This is a genomic window from Actinomadura sp. 6K520 (assembly GCF_004349245.1).
Classification (GTDB): Bacteria; Actinomycetota; Actinomycetes; order Streptosporangiales; family Streptosporangiaceae; genus Spirillospora.
Genome location: NZ_SMLC01000052.1, coordinates 1 through 22,419, shown reverse-complemented (window position 1 = coordinate 22,419; position 22,419 = coordinate 1). Strand labels below are relative to the sequence as shown.

The 22,419-nt window shown below is 71.3% G+C and carries 23 protein-coding genes and 3 tRNA genes; 11 read left to right on the top strand and 15 right to left on the bottom strand.

What is annotated here, in order from left to right:
- Positions 1-41: 41 nt before the first annotated feature.
- Complete coding sequence (locus E1289_RS16250) at positions 42-671, top strand: MerR family transcriptional regulator (RefSeq protein ID WP_131980904.1); 630 nt, start codon at positions 42-44, stop codon at positions 669-671.
- 158 nt (positions 672-829) lie between these two features.
- The gene (locus E1289_RS16245) at positions 830-1,225 is read left to right on the top strand and encodes a RidA family protein (RefSeq protein ID WP_131980902.1); all 396 of its coding nucleotides are present in this window, start codon (positions 830-832) and stop codon (positions 1,223-1,225) included.
- Here the strand turns inward: E1289_RS16245 and E1289_RS16240 are convergent.
- Positions 1,222-2,133, bottom strand: coding sequence for a LysR family transcriptional regulator (locus tag E1289_RS16240; RefSeq protein WP_243712855.1), 912 nt, complete (start codon positions 2,131-2,133; stop codon positions 1,222-1,224). The genes E1289_RS16245 and E1289_RS16240 overlap by 4 nt on opposite strands.
- Positions 2,134-2,168: 35 nt before the next feature.
- On the opposite strand from E1289_RS16240, the gene E1289_RS16235 reads away from it, so the two are divergent.
- The 3 genes from E1289_RS16235 to E1289_RS16225 all read left to right on the top strand — a co-directional run bounded on the left by E1289_RS16235 (position 2,169) and on the right by E1289_RS16225 (position 4,439).
- Positions 2,169-2,984: an SAM-dependent chlorinase/fluorinase gene (locus E1289_RS16235; protein WP_131980900.1), complete on the top strand. Its 816-nt coding sequence runs from the start codon at positions 2,169-2,171 to the stop codon at positions 2,982-2,984.
- Positions 2,985-3,011: 27 nt separating this feature from the next.
- Entirely contained in the window at positions 3,012-3,410 is a 399-nt protein-coding gene (locus E1289_RS16230) for an NUDIX domain-containing protein (RefSeq protein ID WP_131980898.1), read from the top strand.
- A gap of 165 nt (positions 3,411-3,575) precedes the next feature.
- Positions 3,576-4,439: an MHYT domain-containing protein gene (locus E1289_RS16225; protein WP_131980896.1), complete on the top strand. Its 864-nt coding sequence runs from the start codon at positions 3,576-3,578 to the stop codon at positions 4,437-4,439.
- Between the two features lie 232 nt (positions 4,440-4,671).
- Here E1289_RS16225 and E1289_RS16220 read toward each other — a convergent pair whose 3' ends face one another.
- Positions 4,672-5,172: an XRE family transcriptional regulator gene (locus E1289_RS16220; RefSeq protein WP_131980894.1), complete on the bottom strand. Its 501-nt coding sequence runs from the start codon at positions 5,170-5,172 to the stop codon at positions 4,672-4,674.
- 161 nt (positions 5,173-5,333) lie between these two features.
- Here E1289_RS16220 and E1289_RS16215 point away from each other — a divergent pair, with 161 nt between their 5' ends.
- The 4 genes from E1289_RS16215 (at position 5,334) to E1289_RS16200 (ending at position 9,946) form a co-directional block, all read left to right on the top strand.
- A complete protein-coding gene (locus tag E1289_RS16215) occupies positions 5,334-5,894 on the top strand; it encodes a helix-turn-helix domain-containing protein (protein WP_131980892.1) in 561 nt (186 codons plus the stop codon).
- 113 nt (positions 5,895-6,007) lie between these two features.
- Positions 6,008-8,053 (top strand): MMPL family transporter, encoded by a 2,046-nt coding sequence (locus tag E1289_RS16210; RefSeq protein WP_131980890.1) that lies wholly within the window; start codon positions 6,008-6,010, stop codon positions 8,051-8,053.
- A gap of 63 nt (positions 8,054-8,116) precedes the next feature.
- A complete protein-coding gene (locus E1289_RS16205; RefSeq protein ID WP_131980888.1) occupies positions 8,117-8,944 on the top strand; it encodes a DUF6416 domain-containing protein in 828 nt (275 codons plus the stop codon).
- A gap of 117 nt (positions 8,945-9,061) precedes the next feature.
- Positions 9,062-9,946, top strand: coding sequence for a hypothetical protein (locus E1289_RS16200; protein WP_131980886.1), 885 nt, complete (start codon positions 9,062-9,064; stop codon positions 9,944-9,946).
- A gap of 66 nt (positions 9,947-10,012) precedes the next feature.
- On the opposite strand, the gene E1289_RS16195 is transcribed toward E1289_RS16200, so the two are convergent.
- Positions 10,013-10,405, bottom strand: coding sequence for a VOC family protein (locus tag E1289_RS16195; protein WP_131980884.1), 393 nt, complete (start codon positions 10,403-10,405; stop codon positions 10,013-10,015).
- A gap of 226 nt (positions 10,406-10,631) precedes the next feature.
- On the opposite strand from E1289_RS16195, the gene E1289_RS16190 reads away from it, so the two are divergent.
- Positions 10,632-11,858, top strand: coding sequence for a hypothetical protein (locus E1289_RS16190; protein ID WP_131980882.1), 1,227 nt, complete (start codon positions 10,632-10,634; stop codon positions 11,856-11,858).
- Positions 11,859-11,874: 16 nt separating this feature from the next.
- Here the strand turns inward: E1289_RS16190 and E1289_RS16185 are convergent, their stop codons facing one another.
- The 6 genes from E1289_RS16185 to E1289_RS16160 all read right to left on the bottom strand — a co-directional run bounded on the left by E1289_RS16185 (position 11,875) and on the right by E1289_RS16160 (position 18,406).
- Positions 11,875-12,264: a YcxB family protein gene (locus E1289_RS16185; protein ID WP_165970493.1), complete on the bottom strand. Its 390-nt coding sequence runs from the start codon at positions 12,262-12,264 to the stop codon at positions 11,875-11,877.
- 352 nt (positions 12,265-12,616) lie between these two features.
- Complete coding sequence (yjfF, locus tag E1289_RS16180) at positions 12,617-13,609, bottom strand: galactofuranose ABC transporter, permease protein YjfF (protein ID WP_131980878.1); 993 nt, start codon at positions 13,607-13,609, stop codon at positions 12,617-12,619.
- Complete coding sequence (locus E1289_RS16175; protein WP_243712854.1) at positions 13,606-14,673, bottom strand: ABC transporter permease; 1,068 nt, start codon at positions 14,671-14,673, stop codon at positions 13,606-13,608. The genes yjfF and E1289_RS16175 overlap by 4 nt, the downstream gene beginning before the upstream one ends.
- 5 nt (positions 14,674-14,678) lie before the next feature.
- A complete protein-coding gene (locus E1289_RS16170) occupies positions 14,679-16,184 on the bottom strand; it encodes a sugar ABC transporter ATP-binding protein (RefSeq protein WP_131980874.1) in 1,506 nt (501 codons plus the stop codon).
- A gap of 96 nt (positions 16,185-16,280) precedes the next feature.
- Positions 16,281-17,255: an ABC transporter substrate-binding protein gene (locus tag E1289_RS16165; protein ID WP_131980872.1), complete on the bottom strand. Its 975-nt coding sequence runs from the start codon at positions 17,253-17,255 to the stop codon at positions 16,281-16,283.
- 95 nt (positions 17,256-17,350) lie between these two features.
- Positions 17,351-18,406: a LacI family DNA-binding transcriptional regulator gene (locus tag E1289_RS16160; RefSeq protein WP_207928997.1), complete on the bottom strand. Its 1,056-nt coding sequence runs from the start codon at positions 18,404-18,406 to the stop codon at positions 17,351-17,353.
- A gap of 327 nt (positions 18,407-18,733) precedes the next feature.
- On the opposite strand from E1289_RS16160, the gene E1289_RS16155 reads away from it, so the two are divergent.
- Entirely contained in the window at positions 18,734-19,537 is an 804-nt protein-coding gene (locus tag E1289_RS16155; protein WP_131980870.1) for an SAM-dependent methyltransferase, read from the top strand.
- A 46-nt stretch (positions 19,538-19,583) separates the two neighbouring features.
- Here E1289_RS16155 and E1289_RS16150 read toward each other — a convergent pair.
- From E1289_RS16150 to E1289_RS16125, 6 genes are all read right to left on the bottom strand, one after another.
- Positions 19,584-19,656: transfer RNA gene (locus E1289_RS16150), tRNA-Glu, on the bottom strand.
- Between the two features lie 271 nt (positions 19,657-19,927).
- A tRNA-Glu gene (locus tag E1289_RS16145) sits at positions 19,928-20,000 on the bottom strand.
- 24 nt (positions 20,001-20,024) lie between these two features.
- Positions 20,025-20,096, bottom strand: a tRNA-Gln gene (locus E1289_RS16140).
- A gap of 123 nt (positions 20,097-20,219) precedes the next feature.
- Entirely contained in the window at positions 20,220-20,855 is a 636-nt protein-coding gene (locus E1289_RS16135; protein WP_131980868.1) for a DUF2461 domain-containing protein, read from the bottom strand.
- 10 nt (positions 20,856-20,865) lie between these two features.
- The gene (locus E1289_RS16130) at positions 20,866-21,630 is read right to left on the bottom strand and encodes a fumarylacetoacetate hydrolase family protein (protein WP_131980866.1); all 765 of its coding nucleotides are present in this window, start codon (positions 21,628-21,630) and stop codon (positions 20,866-20,868) included.
- Between the two features lie 22 nt (positions 21,631-21,652).
- Positions 21,653-22,419 (bottom strand): cellulose binding domain-containing protein (locus tag E1289_RS16125; RefSeq protein WP_207928996.1); only part of this gene is annotated, 767 nt, incomplete at its 5' end.

Below are 22,419 nucleotides of genomic sequence, written 5' to 3'. Positions count from 1 at the left end.
CACCCGGATAGCGTTGCACGTCCGGTCGAGAAGGGTACGCGGTGCAGATCTCCGAGCTCAGCGATCGCAGTGGCCTGACGGTCCAGACGATCAAGTTCTACATCCGGGAGGGCCTGCTCCCGAAGGGCTCGGCGGTGAGCGCGACGAGGTCGGAGTACGACGCGCGGCATCTGGAGCGGCTGCGCCTGATCAGCGCCCTGCGCGACGTCGGCGACCTCCCGGTCTCGGCGATCCAGCAGATCATCGCGGCCATCGAGGACGACCGCGTCAGCCTGCACCAGCTGTTCGGCACCACGCAGTACGCCATCGGCCCGCACGTCGCGGCACCGCACGACCCGCACTGGCGCGCCGCCCGCGAGGACGTGGACGCGCTCGTCCGCGAGCTCGGCTGGAACGTCGGCGACCGCGCCCCCGCCCGCGACCTGCTCGCCCACACGTTCGTGGCGCTGCGCCGCCTCGGCTTCCCGATCACCCTCCGCGACCTGCGCCCGTACGTGCAGGCCGCGGCCGAGGTGGCCGAACACGAGATCGACCGGGTCGCCGACGGGACGCCGCGCGCCCGCGCGGTGCACTCGCTGCTGGTCTCGACCGTCCTGTACGAGCAGGTGCTGACCGCCCTGCACCGGCTGGCCCAGGAGGACGCCTCGTCCCGCCGATTCGGCCGGAACTGAACGTCCCCGTTACCGGGTGTTCGCCTCCGGACACGGGAGGCCATGCCGCCTGCGCATGCCTGCCGTGCGAAGCCTTCGCTGGTGACATGGCCGCCCGGCGCCTACCGTCGGTCACGCCACCCCGTCGCATCCGCAGAAGCCCGCCTGGAGGACCTCCCATGCGCGTCAAGATCGGCAATCCCGCCACCGTGCCCGCGCCGCCGAACACCGCCTACTCCCACACCGCCTACGTGACCCAGGGCCCGATGCTGTACGTGTCGGGGCAGATCGCACTGGACGAGAACGGCGAGATGGACGCACCGGGCGACATCACCCGCCAGTCGGAGGTGATCTTCTCGCTGCTGGAGCGGATCCTCGCCGCGCACGGCGCCGGGTTCGGGGACGTCGTCAACATCCGCTCCTTCCTCACCGACCTCGACCTCCGCAGGGGGTACGGGGCCGTCCGCGCGAAGTACTTCACCGGCCCGCCGCCCACGAGCACGACCGTCGAGGTGCCGCGCCTGTTCCACCCCGACGCCCTGCTGGAGGTCGAGATCGTCGCGGCCGTCCCCTAGTCGCGCAGTTCCCCGGCGGCGTCCCGCAGGTCCGCGAGGAACGCGGTGACGGCCGGGGACCTGCGGGCATGGCGCCCGACCGCCGCGTAGACGGACCGGCGCGGCGCGTCGGACGCCACCGCGCACAGGACCACCCCCTCCCGCGCCGCCGCCGACGCGGCGAGGGCGGGCACGAGCGTGACACCGAACCCCGCCGCGACCAGGCCGAGCTTGGAGATCCACTCCGCGACCCGCAGCGGGGTCTCCGGGACGAACCCGGCGGTCTCGCAGCGGACGCGCAGCGCCGCGACGGCCTCGGGGTCGTCGGCGACGATCCACATCTCGTCCGCGAGGTCGCCGAGCGCGACGCGGCCGCGGCCGGCGAGCCGGTGCCCGCTCGGCAGCGCGACGAGCAGCGCGTCGTCGGCGAGCACGACCAGGTCGTCGGCGGCGATCGACGGGAGCTTGTACGTGCTGACCACGGCCATGTCGAGGTCGCCCGCCTCCAGCATGGGCAGCAGCCGCTCGGTCGTCCCCTCGCGCAGCACCGGCCGCACCCCCGGATGGCGGGTCCGGAACCGGGCGAGCGCGCGGGGCACCAGCGCGGCGTTGGCGGTGGGGAACGCGCCGATCCGCAGCGTCCCGGTGTCGAGGCGGCGCAGCCCGTCGAGCGCGCGGGCGGTCTCGGCGAGCCGGTCGAGGAGGCCGCGGGCGTGCGGCAGCAGGTGCTCCCCCGCGGGCGTCGGGCGCACACCCCGGGCACCGCGTGCGAACAGTTCCACGCCGCACACGTCCTCCAGCGCCGCGATCTGCCGGGAGACGGCCGACTGCGTGTAGCCCTCCGCGGCCGCGGCGGCGGTGAACGAGCCGAGTTCGGCGACGGCGACGAACGTACGCAGCAGGACCGGGTCGAGGGCTTCGGCGCGCACACACGCAGCATACGAGGGCCGGATAGGGTCGCCGCATGCCGGAGAGCCGCCCGTTCGTCAGCCTGGCGACCGATTTCGGCGCCGCCTACACCGCGATCTGCGCGGGGGTCGTCTACACGATCGCGCCCGCCGCGAACGTGCTCGTGCTGAGCGACGAGATCACGCCGTTCGGCGTCCGGGAGGGCGCGATGCTGCTCCGCCAGGCGCTCCCGTACCTGCCGGTCGGGGTCCATGTGGGGATCGTGGATCCCGGCGTCGGCACGTCCCGGCGTCCCGTGGCGATCGAGACCCGGCGCGGTGACCTGCTGGTCGGCCCGGACAACGGCCTGCTGGTGCCCGCCGCCGGCGCGCTGGGCGGCGCCGTCCGGGCGCACGCTCTGGAGAACCCGGCGTACCGGCTGCCCGCGGTGTCCGCCTCGTTCCACGGGCGGGACATCTTCTCCCCCGCCGCCGGGCACCTCGCCACCGGCGTCGACGTGGCGGACCTCGGACCCGCGGTCGAGCCGCTGCCGCTGGACGTCCCGTCGCCGGTGGTGGGCGACGGGGAGCTCACCGCCCCCGTCCTCTACACCGACCGTTTCGGGAGCCTCGTCCTCGGTGCGGGGCCCGGCGACCTGACCGCCGCGTTCGGCCCCCTCCCCCATGGGACGCCGCTCGACGTCGTGTGGGCCGCCCCCGCGCCCGGGTCCGCGCGGGCCACGTTCGAGGAGACCTTCGGCGGCGCCGCCCCCGGCGAGCCGCTCGTCTGGATCGACTCGTCCGGACGGGTCGGCCTCGCGGTCAACCAGGGCTCGGCCGCCGAGGCCCTCGGCCTGGCGGGCACCGAGACCATCACCCTGCGCCGCCCGTAGGACCGCCTCTGCGGGAGACTCGTCGCCGTGGAAGATCTCGATGTGGTCGCCTGGGTCCAGGTGTCGGGCGACCGGATGCTGGCCGTCCGCTCCCGCGGCCGTGACCTGCTGTACCTGCCCGGCGGGAAGCGAGAGCCGGGCGAGGACGACTGGTCGGCCCTGTCCCGCGAGGTGCGCGAGGAACTCGGCCTGGAACTCGAAAGGACGTCCTTCCGGGAGCTGGGCGTCGTCCGCGCGCCGGCCCACGACCAGCCGGCCTTCTCCCACGTGCGCATGGCGTGCTTCACCGCCGGCCACCGGGGCGCGATGGCCCCCGCCGGCGAGGTGGACGAGTACGTCTACGTCGGCCGCGCCGAACGCCACCTCCTGGCCCCCGCGGCCCAGGCGGCACTCGACCTCGCCGCCGACAACGGTCTGCTGAGCTGACCAGTCGGAGAACATCCGGAAACCCTTACCAGGCAGTACCGGACGGACCGTTAGCCAACCTGACAATGACCTCAATGCCGCTGTCAACATCCCCCGGATCGACATTCGCGCAGGTGAACCTACTAGGATGCCGCGGTCAGTCAGAGAAGGCTTACGGGGGTCTGTATGGCAGAGGTCCATCACTTTTCCTACGGGCTGCTCACACCGGTGGCCGCCTACCTCATGTCGTTCGTCGGGTCGCTGCTCGGCCTGCTGTGCACCGCCCGGGCGCGGGCCGCCACCGGCCGCTCGCGCGCCTCCTGGCTGGGGCTCGCGGCACTGGCCATCGGCGGAACCGGCATCTGGGTCATGCACTTCGTCGCGATGCTCGGCTTCACCGTCGAGAACCACGAGATCCGCTACGACGTGCCGCTCACCCTGCTGAGCTGCGGGACGGCGATCGCGGTCGTCGCGATCGGGCTGCTCATCGTCGGGTTCGCCGGCGCCCGCACGCCCGTGATCATTCTGGGCGGCCTCATCATGGGCGCCGGCGTGGCGAGCATGCACTACACCGGCATGACGGCCATGAACATGTCCGGGCACATCGAGTACCAGCCCGTCCTGGTCGGCCTCTCCGTGCTGATCGCCCTCGTGGCGGCCACCGCGGCGCTCTGGTTCAGCCTCATGGTCAAGGGCCTGTGGGCGACCAGCGGAGCCGCCGCGATCATGGGCCTCGCGGTGGCGGGCATGCACTACACCGGCATGGCGGCGATGCGCGTCACCATGCACGAGGGCATGGCGGCCCCGGCGGGCGCACGCCCCATCGACTTCCTGCTGCCGCTGCTGGGCGGCGTCGGCGGAGTGTCGATCATCCTGCTGGTCATCATCGCGATGGCGCCGAGCGAGGAGGAGATGCGGGTCGAAGCCGAACTGCAGGAGCGCATCCAGGCCCGGCAGCGGGGCGAGGTCCCGCGCGCACCGGCCGACCCCGTCGCGCCGCCGCCGAGCCGGTCCGCCGGCCAGTGGTTCGACGGCGGACCGGGCCGATGACGTCGCGGCCCGCCGAGCGCTCCCCTTAGCCGGGACCGGGGCCGGCCCCTACGCCCGGCGCGGTACCGGGGCGGGCGGCCGGTGGCCGGACGCCGTGACCGGGTGTCTCTCGGCGGCCGATGCCGGGGCGCCTGCCGTACCCGCAGCATCATCGGCATGACGGACATGACCGCGGCGCGGCGGCGGCCCGGTCCTCCGGCCGCCGCCGCGCCTTGCAGCGTTCCGCCCCGGTTCAGGCGCCTTCCTCGCCGGGCTCCCCGCGGTCCGGACGGGGCTCGCGCTCCGTGCCGTCGCTCCGCCGCCGGTCGGCGGCCGCCGCGGCGAGGATCATCTCGTCCACGACCCACCGCGCCTCCGGGGACAGGTCGACGAGGGCGCGCAGCACCTCGGGCCGGATGATGCCGCGTTCCACATCGCAGCGCAGCGCCTTGAGCGTGAGGTCGTCGCCGATGGGGTCGGACTCGCTGGGGAAGCCGAAGAACCCGATCGGCACACCGAAGAACGTGGCGAGCGCGGTGAGCGTTTTGAGCTGCGGGTTCTCCTGGCGTCCCGTGCGCAGCTTCCACACCGTGGTGGACGAGATGTCCGCGCCGGTGGCACGGGCGATGGCGGCGGCCGTCTCCACGTTGTTGCGCGGCGCCCCCGCGTGGGCAGGCCACAGATTGCGGATCAGCCACTCGACCTTCTCGGCCAGTGACGCCCCCGGCGGCACCTCGTGTATGCGATCGCGCATCGTCCCCCTCCCACCGACCTCAGTGACTTTAGTTGACCACAGCGGTGCCGCCCGGCCAATGACACGCCGCTCCCTCTCAGGTCCCGGGTCCCCTCCCTCTCTGCGGTGAACTTCGCAAAGCAGCATTGCAAAGACTCTTTGCAACTCCTAGCGTCCCGGACATGAAGGAACAGCCGGCACCGGAGGTGCTCACCGATCCGCGGCAGGTGCGCCTGCTCGCGCACCCGCTGCGGCGGCGGATCGCCGAGATCATGCGGCGCGGTCCCGTCTCGGCCACGACCCTGGCCCGCGAGCTGGGCCAGAGCACCGGTTCGACGAGCTACCACCTGCGGCAGCTCGCCAAGCACGGGTTCGTGGAGGAGGTGCCGGAGCGGGCGCGCGGCCGGGAGCGCTGGTGGCGGGTGGTGCCCGCCGACCGGCGGATACCGCCCTACCGCGAGCAGCCGCCGCGGCTGCGCGAGGCGGTCGAGGAACTGACCCGCCTGGAGTTCGCGAACGAGCTCGACATGCTCACCCGCTACCAGCGCGCACGTGACGAGATGGGCCCCTGGGCCGACGCGCTGCTCTTCTCGTTCTCCACCGTCACGCTGACGCCGGAGCAGGTGCGGCCCTTCTTCGAGGAGTACATCGCGCTCATCTACCGCTACAAGCGCGCCGACGACGACCCGCCGCCGGACGCGCGCACCCTCCACGCCAGGTTCCTGGCGTTCCCGGAGGTCTAGAGCCCGGACCGCCGAGTTGCCGCTCGGCGGCCCGGACGGGCGGAGGCCCGCATCACCACGCCGTACGGCGTGTTCGCACGCGACACGAGTCCCCAACGAAAGGAGAGCACTCCATGCTGCTCTCGCGCAAACGCCTGCTCACCTGGGCGGTCCTGTCGGCCTGGGTCGTGATCACGATCCTGGCCGCCCCTGCGGCGAGCCGGCTGCCCGACGTCGTCGAGGCCGATTCGTCCGCCGAACTCCCCCGGGGCGCGCAGTCGACCCGGGTGGCCGAGCTGACGTCCCGGTTCCCCGGTGGCGAGATCGCCCCCGGCATCATCGCCTACGTCCGCCCCTCGGGAATCACGCCCGCCGACCGCGCCGAGGCCGAGGCCGACCGCCGCGCCCTCGCCCCCGTCGCCGCCGCGACGATCGCGCCGCCGCAGCCGTCGCGCGACGGCAAGGCGCTCATGCTGACCGTCCCGCTGGCCGACGACGACACCCTCACCGACAGGGCCGGGACGCTCCGCGACACGTCCCGGGCCGGGGCGCCGCCGGGCCTGGAGGTCCGCCTGACCGGCCCGGCCGGCGCCGCGCTCGACGTGGGCGACGCCTTCGAGCGCATCGACCGGCCGGTCCTTCTCATCACGATCCTGGTCGTCACGGCCGTCCTGCTGCTCACCTACCGCAGCCCGCTCCTGTGGCTGCTGCCGATCGTGAACGCGGCGATCGCGCTCCAGGTCGCGGGCGCGGTCGTCTACCTCCTCGGCGAGCACGCCGGCCTCTACGTGGCGGACGGGATGTCCACCATCCTGAACGCGCTCGTCTTCGGCATCTCCACCGACTACGCGCTGCTGCTCCTCGCCCGCTACCGGGAGGAACTGCGCCGCCACCCCGACCGGCACCGCGCGATGGCCGCCGCCCTCCGCCGCGCCGCCGCCCCGATCGCCGCGTCCGCCGCGACCGTGTCGCTCGGCCTGCTGTGCCTGCTCGCCGCCGACATGGGCTTCAACTACGCGCTCGGCCCGGTCGCCGCCATCGGGGTGCTCGGCGGGCTCGCCGTCGTAATGTCCCTGCTGCCCGCCCTGCTCGTCGTCCTCGGCCGCTGGATCTTCTGGCCCCGCATCCCCCGGTACGGCGACACGCCGCCCGCCCGCGGCGCCTGGGACCGCATCGGCCACCGCATCGCCGCACGTCCCCGCCTGGTCTGGATCGGCGGCCTCGCCGTCCTCGGCGCGCTCTCGACAGCCGCCCTGGGCATCAGCACCGGCCTGGACCGCGCCGACTTCCTCACCACCACGCCCAGCTCCACGATCGGCGAACGCCTCTTGGCCGAGCACTACCCGGGCGGTCAGGGACGGCCTCTGCAGGTGATCAGCGAGCGGTCCGACACGGCCTCGGTGACCACCGCCCTCCAGAACTCCACCGGCGTCGCCCGCGTCGGCGACCCATCGCCCTCCGAGGACGGACGCCTGGCGAGACTCGACGTCGTCCTCGCCGACCCTCCCGACAGTGACGCGGCCGAGAACACCGTCCGCGCCCTGCGCCAGCGGATCCCGGACGCCACCTTCGGCGGGAGCACGGCCAGCGAGATCGACCTCGCCGACGCGCAGTCCCATGACCGCCGCGCGGTGATCCCGCTCGTCCTCGGAGTGGTCCTCCTCATCCTGATGGTGCTGCTCCGGGCCCTCGTCGCCCCGCTCCTGGTGGTCGGCACGGTCGTCGCGTCCTACTTCGCCGCGCTGGGCGCGTCCTGGCTGCTGTTCCGGTACGCCTTCGGCTTCCCGGCACTCGACGCACAGGTCGCCCTCATGGGCTTCCTGTTCATGGTGGCGCTCGGCGTGGACTACAACCTGTTCCTCGTCTCCCGCGTGCGCGAGGAGGCGCGACGGACCGACCACCGCAGCGGCGTGCTCCGCGGCCTGGCCGTGACCGGCGGCGTCATCTCCAGTGCGGGCCTGGTACTCGCGGCCACGTTCGGGACCCTGGCCGTCATGCCCGTCACGATGATGGTGCAGATCGGCGTCCTGGTATCCCTGGGCGTCCTCCTGGACACCTTCTTCGTCCGCTCCATCATCGTCCCGGCGCTGGCCCTGGACGCCGGCCCCCGCTTCTGGTGGCCCGCGAGGTATCACATCGCCGGCACGGGCGACTCCGAAAGGCCACCTTCCGCCCGGTGACCTCCCGCGAGCCGGGCGTCCGCCAACATGAGGTGGACGCCCGGCTAGCGAGAGGTCGCATCCATGTATCTGCCCGACGACGACCGGCGATGGGACGAGCACAGCGGCGGTTCCGGCCACGACGACCCCGAGTGGTCGCACAGCGACGAGGACAAGGCGCTCAGCTACTGGCGGACGCTGGACGACAATGGCCGTGCCGTGCTCCGCCACCTCTTCGGACGGCGAGGGCAGCAGATCCACTGCACCGAACTCGTGACGGAACTCGGCCTTGCCCCCGAGGGGAAGAAGAACCCGCCGAACGTCGTCGCGGGCGCCCTGAACCAGGCGGGCCAGGCGAACAGGGCGACGGGCCGCCGCTACCCCTTCCGCTGGTGGTCCGGGGAAGGCGGCGCCTACTACGGCGTCAAGCCGAGCACCGCCGCCATCTTCGAAAGGGCCCTGTCCGCCGACCACGTGAAGCAGAATCCCGGTCAGGTAATCGCCTTCGCGACACCCGGCAACGACGTGCAGAAGTTCATCGAGCATCTGGGCGACACCCTCGCCGACACGGACGTGCGAATGGCCCTGGGCTCGGCGTGCACCACCGCCGTGAAGGCCGTCCAGCACCTCGTCGCGGCCCTGCAACTCCCCTACGACGCGGCAGAGGGATGGCGGGAATTCTTCGACCATCTGGACGAAGGCACATCGCTGCGCCGCTGCGTCATCATCACCGACGCGTGCCAGATGCTCGAACACGAGGACCCCGAAACGTGGCGCGAGTTCGTCACGTCCCTGCACGGCGGCCCCCACTGCCTGGGCGGTGGCTGGTCCACCCTGGTCCTGCTGGACGACTCGTTCGCCTGGGAGGACTGGACCTTCAAGACGACCACCGACTTGCACCCGTCCGGCTGACACACGATCCACGGAGGAACGGTCCGGGGCCTCCCCCCGCCCCGGCCGTCGACCGACCTTCGACCCGACCGAACATTAACAGCACGCGACCATTCGATTACTGATAGTTTGCTCGCCATGCCAACGAGTGAACACGAGCTGCCGCTGGAAATGGTCCGCAACCGGCCGCAGCTCGTCCCGACGATCCTGCGGACCGTCTTCGGCCTGGACATGCCCTACGCCGAACCGGCCACGCTGACCTCCGAGTCCTACGCGGACCTGAACCCCGCCGAACTGCGCTGCGACGCCACCGTCCTGCTGGACGACCCCGAAACGCCCACCCACGGCGTCGTCGTGGAATCGCAGCTCCGTTTCAAAGCGGACAAGCTCTACAGCTGGCCCGCCTACCTGGCCCTGCTGCGCAACCGCCGCAAGTGCCCGGTGACGCTCCTGGTGTTCTGCCGCGACCAGGCCGGCGCCCGCGCCTGCGGCGCCCCGATCGACATGGGCCACCCCGGGTGGGTCCTCACGCCCCTGACCGTCCACCCCGGCCTGCTCCCGCCCATCACCGACACCGAAGAAGCCCGCCGGCTCCCCGAACTCGCCATCCTCGGCGCCCCCGCCCACGCAAACCCTGACGGCCCCCACACCAAAGCCGTTCTGACCAGCGTGAAGGCCGCCCTCGATGAAGTACATACCCAAGGCGGCGACAACGGTCGGTTGTACTATGACTACCTGATGACACAGCTCTGCGAGTCCGCGCGCAAGGTCCTGGAGGGGACGATGAACATCGCCGACTACGAGTGGCAGTCGGACTTCGCCAAGACCCACCAAGCCGAAGGCGAAGCAAGAGGCGAAGCCATGGGCGAAGCCAAGTCGGTGCTCCTCTTTCTGAGCGCCCGAGGCATCGACGTGCCCGACGACATCCGCGAACGCGTTACGAGCTGCACCGACACCGAACAACTCGACCGGTGGGTCAAGCGTGCCGCCGTCATCAACACCGCCGAAGATCTCTTCGACTGAGCCACGCCGACATTCGCCTGCGGTGATTCCGGCCCAATCACCGCGGGCTGAGGCGAGCGTGACCGCTCAGGCGGGACCGAGCAGGTCCCACCGGTTGCCCGCGATGTCGAGGAACACGACGACCCGCCCATAACTCTCTGTACGCGGCGAACCGACGAACTCGACACCCGCGGCCGTCATACGTTCATACGCGGCATCGAAGTCATCCACCCGGAGAAAGAACCCCACGCGGCCGGCGACCTGATCCCCGACGACTGCGCCCTGACGCGCCCCGTCCGCACGGGCGAGCAGAATCCCCGTCTCAGCCCCCGGCGGCCGAACCACGACCCACCGCTTGGCGCGTCCGTCATTGGTCAGCGCGGCCGAGTCCTCGACCACCTCGAACCCGAGCGCACCGGTGAAGAACTCGATGGCCAGGTCATACTCGTCCACGACGATGGTGACCAGATCCATCCGCACAGCCACAGCGTACGCCCGCCCCGTCCGAGCCTCCCGCACGGACATCGCCCGAGGTGCTGCGTGCGGGCCCGCAGGTACCGGGTGCCCTCCTCGCCGGAGTGGCTGCGCAGGACGACGGTTCGCGGGGGCAACTCGCTCATGACCCCGAGTCTGCCGCACCCCTTTCTGGACAGATGTCTGATCTACTGTCTATATTGCGGGGCGGTACACCTTTTGGAGGGACCCGATGCCCAGCCGGTACGAACGTCTGAGCCGTGCGCAGCTCGCCACGCTGGTACCGGAGCTGCTGCTCATCGGTCACCTGATCGACCGGGCGGGGATGCCGTTCTGCCTGGAGGCATGGGGTCAGGACGAGATGGCCCAGATCGCCATCGAGGAGTGGGCGGGCGCCAGTCCGATCTACACGCGGCGCATGCAGAAGGCGCTCAGGTTCGAGGGTGACGACGTGCCCACGATCTTCAAGGGCATGCAGCTGGACATCGGAGCGCCGCCGCAGTTCATGGACTTCCGCTACAGCGTGACCGACCCGCAGCATGGGGCGTTCCATCTCGACCATTGCGGGGCGCTGCTGGACGTCGAACCGATGGGTCCTTCCATGGTCAAGTACATGTGCCATGACATCGAGGACCCCACGTTCGACGCCACGGCCGTGGCCACCAATCCCAGGGCGCAGGTGCGGCCGATCCACCGGCCGCCGCGGGAGCCGGCCGACCGTCATCCGCACTGCTCCTGGACGGTGGAGATCGACCCTGCCTTCCCCGGTGTCGAGGCGATCCCCGCTCTGGCGGTCAACCAGCGTTCGCACGCGGCCACGATCGTTCTTGATGACATCGATCCAGCCGAGGACGGGCTCGGTGACTACAGCGGGCCGCTCGTCGACGACCTTGACTTCGGCACCTTCTCGCACTCGGCGCTGGTCCGGATGGCGGATGAGGTCGTGCTGCAGCAGCACCTGCTGAACCTCTCGTTCCAACTGGCCGTGCGGGAACGCGCGGCGGGCGACGAGGACGTCTTCCGGCGGGTCTCGCTGAAGCAGCTCATCGGGCACGCCGGTGTGGCCGCCGAGCGTCTGCACCGGGCGCTGGGGTTGTCCGATACGCCGGAGGACGCGGCCCAGGTCGTTGAACTGCATCCGCTGATGAACCCGATGCCGTACGTCCGGTTCAGCCGGGATGGGGACTCGGTCACGGTGTCGCAGTCCCCGGCGCATCAAGACGGCGGGTGGCTTCCGCTGTGCACACCCGAGAGCCCCGACGCGCTGCGGGCGATCGTCCGCGCGGTGAACCCCTACCTGGACGTCGAGATGAGCGGCACCGCGACCGAGTGGACGGCACGGGTCGTGCTGACCGACACCGCCGCCCCGGAGACCGGAGAGGTCGCGGTCACCAAGATCAGCAAGGGCGCCGCCTTCCGCTTCGAGCCGCGCCGATCCCTGCCGATCTTCGTGAAGTGAGTGGCGGGACCCGGGCTCAGGCGAACTTCGCGTTCTCCCGCGCGGCTAGGAAACCGTCGAGTTCGGCCCGCTGCGCACCGTCGAAGGCGTTTCTGGGGAGGAACGCCGCGATCTGCCGGTTGACGAAGAGCAGCCAGAACTCCGGCGTCGCCTCGACCCGGCTGAACATGGACCACTTCATCATGGTGGTGGACTGGTCGGTCCGCGTCTCGTACCCGTCGTCGGTCACGCGCAGCGTCGTGGGCACGCAGAGGTAGTCGAGCTGCTTCCTGGCGATCCGGCGGACCGCCCAGGTCGCCGCCATCGGACCGGCGACCGCCGCGACGAGCATTCCGGCGCCCATGATGACGGAGCCGACCAGGAAGCACACGGTCCCCGCCACGGCCAGGACGGACCACAGAGCCACGTAGAGGATTCTGAGCTGCCGCCTCAGGCCGAGGTGAAGCGCTCGCGCCACCTCCTCGGGAGTGGCTTCGTATTGCAGGGTGATGTCCATCTTCGCCGCCTTGATCCGATGCGCCGGTCATTCTTTCCGAGCCCGCCGACGACGGCAACCTAGGTCTGCGCGGGGACGTGTGGCGGGTGACGAGGATGTCGTCCGGCGGCTCGCGCTGAGGCAGCCCATCGGGCACGCCGGTGTGGCCGCCGAGCGTCTCGGCTACGCCGCCCAGCGGTGGCGCGTCGCCTGACCGGCGGCGCCCGCCGTCGTGCGGCTGCCCGGGGGCAGCCGCACGACGGGCACGTCCAGCACGAGCGGGCTAGGACGCGGAGCGGGCTCTCCGCCGGATGCCGGTCAGGCGTTGCAGGGCGATGAAGGCGAACAGCAGGACGCTGATGGCGATGCGCGTCCACCATGAGCTGAGCGTGCCCTCGAAGGTGAGCATGGTCTTGATGACGCCCAGGACGAGAACGCCGAGGAGGGTGCCGACCACGTATCCGGTTCCGCCGGTCAGCATGGTGCCGCCGATGACGACGGCGGCGATGGCGTCCAGTTCCATGCCGACGGCGTGCAGCCCGTCGCCGGACAGGGTGTAGAAGGCGAACAGGACGCCGCCGAGGGCGGAGCAGAACCCGCTGATGGCGTAGACCTGGATCTTGGTGCGGGCGACGGGCAGGCCCATGAACAGCGCGGACTGCTCGCCGCCGCCGATCGCGTAGACGTTGCGACCGGTCCGCGTCCAGTGCAGGACGTACACGGCCACGGCGAAGGTGACCAGCGCGATGATGGCCCCCGCGGAGACGCGGACGCCGCCGGGCAGCGCGACCCGGTTCAGCGCGACGGTGTCGAAGAAGCCGTTCTCGATGGAGATCTGCTTCTCGCTGATGGTGAAGCACAGGCCGCGGGCGAGGAACATCCCGGCGAGGGTGGCGATGAAGGGCTGGATCTCGAAGACGTGGATCACGTAGCCCATGGCGGCGCCGAACAGGGTTCCGACGAGCAGGACGGCCAGGATCACCACCGGGCCGGGCAGGCCGAGCCGGGACGTCCCGACCGCGCACAGCATGCCCGACAGGGCGACGACCGACCCGACCGACAGGTCGATCCCGCCGCTGAGGATGACGAACGTCATGCCGATGGCGACGACCAGCAGGAAGGCGTTGTCGATGAACAGGTCCGCGAAGACCTGGGCGGTGCCGAAGTTCTCGTAGCGCAGCGCCCCGGTGGCGAACGCCAGGACGAACAGGCCGAACGTGACGAGGACCGGGACGTGCCGGCGGTGCACCGCGGGCACGGCGAGGGCGGTGGTCATGCAGGGACCTCCACTTTCTTGTCCGCGGACGGCGGGTCCGTGGGCGGCGGGACGGGTCCGCCGGTACGGCGGCGGCCGACCTTGGCGCGGAAGGCCGGGGACTGCAGCAGGCACACGAACGTGACGACGGCGGCCTCGAACACCAGCGTGGTGCGCGGCGGGATCCCGGTCGTGTAGATCGTCGTGTTGAGGGTCTGGATGATGAGCGCGCCGACGACGGTGCCCGCGATGGAGAACCGTCCCCCGGTGAGCGCGGTGCCGCCGAGCACCACCGCGAGGATCGCGTCGAGCTCGATCCACAGCCCGGCGTTGTTGCCGTCGGCCGCGGACACGTCCGAGGAGATCATCCACCCGGCGACGCCCGCGCACATGGCGCAGAACACGTAGCCGAGCACGATCAGCCCGGACGCGCGGATGCCGACGAGCCGGGACGCCTCGGCGTTGCCGCCGACCGACTCCAGCAGCAGCCCGAGCGCGGTCCGGCGGGCGAGCACGGCCGCGGCGGCCACGGCCGCCAGCACGATCAGGACCGCGACGGGCAGCCCCGCCAGGTGCCCGCCGCCGATCTCCCGGTATCCCGAGTCCCGGTCGATCGTGATGATCTGCCCGCCGGTGATCAGCTGGGCGATGCCGCGCCCGCCGACCATGAGGATGAGCGTCGCGATGATCGGCTGGATTCTCAGCCGGGTGACGAGGAGCCCGTTCCAGAGCCCGAGCGCCAGGCACAGGCCCAGGCTCAGCGCGAGCGCGCCGGCCAGGCCCTGCCCCTCGCTGATCAGGTAGCAGGCCATCGCGCCGCTGATCGCCACCACCGAGCCCACCGACAGGTCGATGCCGCCGGTGGCGATGACCATGGTCATGCCGAGCGCGACCATGATCAGCGGGGCGCCGAACCGGAGGATGTCGATCAGGCTGCCGTACAGGTGGCCGTCCCGGACCCGGACGGCGAGGAAGCCCGGCGTGACGACCGCGTTGACGACGAGCAGCAGCACGAGCACCGCCACCGGCCAGAAGAGCCGGTGCCTGGTCAGCCGCGCGAGGTTCGCCCGGTTCACAGCGTGCACGGGGTTCATGATGCTCCGTTCGCGATCGTCTCGAGGAGCCGCTCCGGGGTGAGGGATCCGTCGTTGGCGAGCTCCGCGACGAGCGTGCGGTCCCGCAGCACCTCGACCTTGTGCGAGAGCCGCAGGACCTCCTCCAGCTCGGCGGAGATGAACAGCACGCCGATACCGTCGCCGGCGAGCGCCACGACGAGCTTCTGGATCTCGGTCTTGGCGCCGACGTCGATGCCGCGGGTCGGCTCGTCCAGGATCAGCAGCCGAGGCTGGGTGATGAGCCAGCGGGCGAGCAGTACCTTCTGCTGGTTGCCGCCGCTGAGGTTGCGGACCGGCGTGCCGGGGGACGGCGGCTGGATCCGCAGCTTCCGGATGTACTCGCCGACGAGCTCGTCCCGGCGCCGCGGGGGCAGCGGCCTCGTCCAGCCGCGGGCGGCCTGGAGCGCGAGGACGATGTTCTCCGCGACCGTCAGGTCCATGACCAGGCCGTCGGCCTTGCGGTCCTCGGGGCAGAACGCGATGCCGTGGTCGATCGCGGCGCGCGGCGTCCGCAGCGCGACGGTCGCGTCGTCCACCCGGACGCGGCCGGTGTCGGCGGCCTCGGCGCCGAACACGAGCCGGGCCAGCTCCGAGCGTCCCGAGCCGAGCAGCCCGGCCAGGCCCACGACCTCGCCCTCGTGGATCTCCAGGTCGACCGGCGTGAGCGCCCCGGTCCGCCCGGCGCCTTCCAGGGCGAGCAGCCGCTTCCCGCGCGTGATCGCGGGGGCGGCCTCTTCGAGCTGCTCCAGGTCGTGCAGTTCCTGGCCGGTCATCCGGGACACCAGGTCGAACCGGCCGAGCTCGCCGATCGGGTACTCCCCGACCAGCCTGCCGTTGCGCAGCACGGTGACCCGGTCGCAGATCTCGTAGATCTGCTCCAGGAAGTGCGAGACGAACAGGATGGCGACACCGTCGTCGCGCAGCCGCCGCATGACCCCGAACAGCCGCTCCACCTCGCCCCGGTCGAGGCTGGACGTCGGCTCGTCCAGGATGAGGACCTTCGCGTCCAGGTCGATGGCCCGGACGATCGCGATGAGCTGCTGGACGGCGAGGGACTGCGCGCCGAGGGGGGCGGTCACGTCCAGGTCCAGGTCGAGCCGGGCCAGCAGCTCGGCGGACCGGCGCCGCACCCGCGCCCAGTCGATCCGGCCGAACCTGCGGGGCTCACGGCCGATGAAGATGTTCTCCGCCACCGACAGGTTGGGGCAGAGGTTGACCTCCTGGTAGACGGTGCTGATGCCGAGCCGCTGGGCGTGCGGCGGGTCATGGACCTGCCGCTCCGCGCCGTCCAGCGTCATCCGGCCCTCGTCGGCCTGGTACACGCCCGTGAGGACCTTGATCAGCGTGGATTTCCCGGCGCCGTTCTCGCCCATGAGCGCGTGGATCTCTCCCGGGAACAGCCGGAAGGCCACGCCGTCGAGCGCACGGACCCCGGGGAACTGCTTGGAGATGCCGGTGACCTCCAGGACGGGCTCGGTCACGATGCCCCCTCCCCTGTCTTCCTGGTCTCGTCATGACGGATCCCGCCGGGCCCGCGGGCCGCGCGTGGCGGCCGCGGGCGCGGCGGGAGTCCCGGGTCAGTACTTGCGGCTGGGGAGGGCCTTCTTGGCGGCCTCCTGGTCGAAGACCGTCTCCTCGGTGACGATGCGCCGTTCGACGGGCTGGTCCTCGTGCACCTTCTTGACGATCTCCATGAGCTGCCCGCCGAGCAGCGGGTTGCACTCCACGATGAAGTTGATCTTGCCGTCGGCGAGGGCCTGCATCCCGTCGCGGACGGCGTCCACCGTGATGATCTTGATGTCCTCGCCGGGCTTCTTCCCGGCCTCCTCGATCGCCTGGATCGCGCCGAGCCCCATGTCGTCGTTGTGCGCGTACAGGACGTCGATGTCCTTGTGCGCCTTCAGCAGGGCCTGCATGACCTCCTTGCCCTTGGCGCGGGTGAACTCGCCGGACTGCGAGGCGATCACCTTCATGTTCGGGTTGCTCTTGATGACCTCCTCGAAGCCCTTCTTCCGGTCGATCGCGGGCGCCGCGCCGACCGTCCCTTCGAGCTGGACGATGTTCACCGGCTCGTCGGAGTCCTTGTACTCGTCGACCAGCCACTGGCCGGCCTTCTTGCCCTCCTCGACGAAGTCCGAGCCGAGGAACGTCACGTACATGGACGCGTCGGAGTCCACCGCCCGGTCGGTGAGCACGACCGGGATGCCGGCCGCCTTCGCCTCCTTGAGGACCGCGTCCCAGCCGGTGACGACGACCGGGGAGAAGGCGATGACGTCGACCTTCTGCTTGATGAAGGACCGGATCGCCGCGATCTGGTTCTCCTGCTTCTGCTGCGCGTCGGCGAACTTGAGGTCGACGCCGGCCGCCGCGGCCTCCTCCTTGATCGACTTGGTGTTCGCCGTCCGCCAGCCGCTCTCGGCGCCGACCTGGGAGAACCCCAGGGTGATCGAGCCGGAACCGCCGCCGGAGCCGGAGCCGGAGTCACCGCAGGCCGTCACGGCCGTCAGGGCGAGCGCCGCGCCAGCGGCGGCGGCGAGGATTCTTCGCTTCATCGGGGGGTTCTCCTTCGAGGGGTGGGACGTGGGACGGTCAAGTGTGTGTTAGCGCTAACATCATGCGCGGCGGACACGGACGGGCGGACGGCGGATCAGGCGCGGACGGCCGCGGTGCTCTCGCGGACGATGAGTTCGGGGCCGACGAGGCGCCGGCCGGGGGCGCCGTCCGCGGCGGGACGGCCGATGCGGTCCATCAGCAGGCTGAAGGCGTGCCGCCCGATCTCGCCGAAGTTCTGCCGGACGGTGGTGAGGGGCGGAGAGAAGTACGGGGACTCGGGGACGTTGTCGAAGCCGACGACGCTGACGTCCTGCGGGATCCGGCGGCCCGCCTCGCGCAGCGCGCGCAGCAGGCCGAGGGCCATGGCGTCGTTCGCGGCGAACACCGCGGTGACGGACGGGTCACGGGCGATCATCCGGCCCAGGTCGTAACCGGACTGCGCCGACCAGTCCCCCACCAGCCAGGCGGGCTCCCGGCGCCGCCCGGCCGCCAGCGCCGCGCGCCAGCCGGCCACCCGGCCGTCCGCGTCGACCCAGTCGGCCGGCCCGGACAGGTGCCAGACCGTCTCGTGCCCCATGTCGAGGAGGTGGCGGGTGGCCCGCACCGCCCCGACGTGCTGGTCGACCGCCGCCAGCGGGAAGGGCAGTTCCTCCGCGGCGCCGACCACAACGATCGGCAGGTCCGGGGGGAGGTCGCGCAGCCCCTCGGCCGCCGACACGTGCGGCGCCACGATGATGATGCCGTCGACCGCCTGGCCGCGCAGCCGGTCGACGGCCTCCTCGATCGACCGGCGGGTCAGCGCGCTCAGGCTGACGATGCTGATCAGGTAGTCGTGCTCGCGCGCCACCCGCTCGATGCCGTACACGGTGGAGGCCGGCCCGTAGAGCGTGGTGTCGAAGCTGACGACGCCGAGGACCCCGGACCGCCCCGTCACCAGGACCCGTGCGGCCACATTCGGCCGGTAGTCCAGGGCGCGGACGGCGGCGAGCACCCGGGCGCGGGTGGAGGCGCGGACCTTCTCGGGCGAGTTGAGGACGCGGGAGACCGTCATGGCCGAGACGCCGGCCAGCGCGGCCACGTCCTCCATGAGGGCGCGACGCCCCTCGGCCGGGCCCCGACCGGCCGGACGCCGCCCCGTCGACTCGCCCATCGTGCCTCCATGCTCCCAACACGCTTGGCGAGAATGTTTGCGATAACGCTGTGCCGTGTCAATACCCCGGAGACCGGAACATGCGGCGGATCGTCCCTGGAACAGGGAAATGTGGCCCACGCCTGCGACCGGACGCCCCCGTCTCGCTCAACCCATTGACGCCGGAAACCGATAGCGCTAACAAGCCGGTCGCCGTAGGAGTGCCTACCCGGGGCGGCCGCCCCGACCATCGCGCACGATCTTGTGGCCTCATCGGGCCGTTCCGGTTCCACGGGGCGGCGCCGGGGCCCAGGATGGACTCCTGATCGCTACGTACGAGGAGGCTTGATGACGGAGGACGCGGCGCTGGACCGGATCGACACGAGCGTTCCGCATTCGGCGCGCATCTGGAACTACTGGCTCGGCGGCAAGGACAACTACCCGGTCGACCGCGCGGCCGGCGACCAGTACCGGGAGACGTTCCCGGGGGTGGTGGACGTCGCCCGCGCGTCCCGCCTCTTCCTGACGCGTTCCGTCCGGTACCTCGCCGCCGAGGCGGGCATCCGCCAGTTCCTCGACGTGGGGACGGGCCTGCCCACCGTGGACAACACCCACGAGGTCGCCCAGCGCGTCGCCCCCGACGCCCGCATCGTCTATGTCGACAACGACCCGCTGGTGCTCGTCCACGCGCGGGCGCTGCTCACGAGCACGCGGGAGGGCGTCACCGACTACGTCGAGGCCGATCTCCACGACCCCGCCCACATCATCAAGATCGCCGAGCGGACGCTCGATCTCGGCCGTCCCGTCGCCCTGATCCTGAGCGGGATCATGGGGCACGTCCCGGACGGGGACGAGGCCCGCTCGATCGTCCGGGCGCTGCTGGAGGCGCTGCCGTCCGGCAGTTACCTCTCGCTCAACGACGGCACGAGCGTCGTCGCCGGAGGGGCGATCGAGGACGCGCAGGAGGACTACAACGAGGGCGGCGCGGTCCCGTACCAGCTGCGTTCGCCGGAGGAGATCGGCCGCTTCTTCGAGGGTCTGGAGCTGGTCGAGCCGGGGCTGGTCTCGTGCCCGCTGTGGCGCCCGGAGTCGGCGGCCCTCGAAGACCCCGCCCCGGTCGACGCGTTCGGCGCCGTGGGCAGAAAGCCGTAGCGGGGACAAAAGAAAAACCGCAGATCATCGATCTGCGGTTCCACGGTACCCCCGAGCGGATTCGAACCGCCGTTACCGCCTTGAGAGGGCGGCGTCCTAGGCCACTAGACGACGGGGGCCGGACTGTCGCACCCGGGCGATCTCCCGCTCGGGCCTGCCCCACCTTACCGGACTCACCCCACCACCTCGAACCGATTTCCACCCGCCCCACAAGATTCCGACCACAAGTCGATGACGCCGAGTCGTTCTTGGACGTCGCAGATGGAGGCATTGGGCGCAGACCGCAACCCACGGTGAGGGCGAAGCCCGAACATCGGGGGTTCCAGGGGGTCGCCCCCCTGGAAGACACCACGGAAAGGCGAAGCCGGCCAAAGGCCGTCGAGTAGGAAGTACCCCCGAGCGGATTCGAACCGCCGTTACCGCCTTGAGAGGGCGGCGTCCTAGGCCACTAGACGACGGGGGCGCATGTCCGCGGAAACGGACGCAGCTGGGGTACCAGGACTCGAACCTAGACTAAGTGAACCAGAATCACTCGTGCTGCCGATTACACCATACCCCAGTGAGGTACGAGCGCCCGTTCCGTTTCCGGCCGGTCGCTCGCGTCCCGATGAGAATACAGGACCTTGCGACCGCGACCAAAACGAATAGCGCGGGAGGTCAGGCGCGTCGCGCCGGGGAGCGGTCAGGGGGTGTCGCCGGGCGCCCCGAGGTGGCGCCGTCCCCAGTCGACGAGCGGGCGCAGGCGGCGCCACGCCTCCCTGATCCTCGGCACCACCTCCGGCGTCCGCATCCACGGGTCGGCGGGCCAGCCTTCATGCGCGTAGAGCGAGCGGTGGCGCAGGAGTTCCAGGCGCGGATGGTCGGGGGGCGTGCCGCGGGGACGGGTCTTGAGCCGGTCTCCGGCGATCTCCATCCCGGCGGCGCGCAGTTCGTCCACGATGGCCTGGAGCTCGCCGCCGGACGTGCCGGAGCCGGCGGCGTCCCGGTAGCGGCGGAGCTGCTCGGGGGTCGGGGCGTACATGCCGCCCGCGGCGAGCAGCCCGTCCGCGTCGACCTGGACGTAGAAGCCCTCGCTCGTATGGCCGCCCTGGTGGGTCTTGTAGGGCGTCTTGTCCTTGCTGAACCGGAGGTCGCGGTACGGGCGGAAGAGCTTGACCGCGCCGAACTCGTCCTCCAGTTCGGCGCACAGCTCGGCCATCGGTTCGCGCACGTGGCGTTCGTACGTGTCCTTGTGGGCGGCCCAGTAGGACTTGCTGTTGTCGGCCTGCAGCCCCTCGTAGAACGCGAACGTCTCGTCGGTGAAGCCCTTGAACTTCACGGCTCCCCCCTCAGTCGCGGGCGATGACCCGGTTGGTGAGGCTGCCGACGCCGTCGATGGTGACCGTCACCTCGTCCCCGATGTCCAGCGGCCCGACCCCGGCCGGGGTGCCGGTGAGGATGACGTCGCCGGGCAGCAGGGTCATGACCTGGCTCACGTACTCGACCAGGGCGGGGACGTCGTGCAGCAGGTGGGACGTGCGGGAGTCCTGCCGGACCTCGCCGTTGACGGTGGTGGAGATCGCCAGGTCGGCGGGGTCGGCCTCGGTCTCGATCCACGGGCCGAGCGGGCAGAACGTGTCGAATCCCTTGGCGCGCGTCCACTGCCCGTCCCTGGCCTGCAGGTCCCGGGCGGTGACGTCGTTGGCGCACGTGTAGCCGAGGACGACCTCGGCGGCGCGGGACGCCGGCACCTCGCGGCACATCCGGCCGATGACGACGGCCAGCTCGCCCTCGTAGTCGACCTGCTCCGACAGCTTCTGCGGGTACATGATCGCCTCGCCCGGACCGATCACGGCGGTGGACGGCTTGGAGAACAGCATCGGCTCGGCCGGCGCCTCGCCGCCCATCTCCGCCGCGTGGGCGGCGTAGTTCTTGCCGATCGCGATGACCTTGCTCGGCAGTATCGGCGCGAGGAGCCGGACGTCGGCGAGCGGGAAACGCTGCCCGGTGAACGTCAGCTCACCGAACGGATGGGCCGCGATGGCGGCGACGGTGTTCTCCTCCACCACGCCGAAGGCCATGCCGTCGTCGGTGGAGAACCTGGCGATACGCATGGTCGAAAGCCTAGTGCGTCGGTCAGAAGCCGCACGCCTTGCCGTTGAGCTTGCAGCCCTCCGGGGTGGTCGTGGCGCCCGCCGCGCCGAACTGGACGTCCCACGTGCCGCCGGGCGGGATCGCGGGGGCGTCGTCCAGGTTCTTGATCTCGACCTTCTCGCCGCCCTTGGCGAGCTTGGCGCCCCAGATGTTCTTCACCTCCGCGCCGGGGGTGGTGAACGTCAGTTCCCAGGTCTTCATCGGCTCGTCGGTGCGGTTGGTGATGATCATCCGGCCTTCGAAGTACCCCTCGTCCTGCTGGACGAGCTGGTAGGTGATGCCGGTGCCCCGCAGCACCGGGCCGATCGGCGCGGTGGGCACCGGCGGCGACGCGGGCTGCTGACCGGGGGCGCCTTCCGGAGGCGCGGCGGGAGCCCCGCTTGCCGGGGGCACGGCGGGCGCTCCGCTCTGCGGCGGGCCGCCGGACGGCGCCGGAGCCGGGCCGCCGCCCTCGGTCGCCGGGGCGGACGCCGCCGGTGAGGTGCCCGCGCCGGCCTTGTCGTCCTTGCCACCCCCGTTGGTCAGCAGCAGCACCGCGACCCCGGCGGCGGCGAGGAGCACCACCAGTCCACCGGCCAGCGCGACCAGCAGGAGCGGGCCCTTCGACCTCGACGGGCCGGACGGCGGCACTCCCCCGGACGGCGAGGCGGCCGACGGCATCGTCCCCTGCGGCGGCGCCTCGGGCACCGCGTACGCGAACGCCGCGCCCGGCGCGGCGGGGCTCGGCGGGTCGGGGCTCGGTGGGGCGG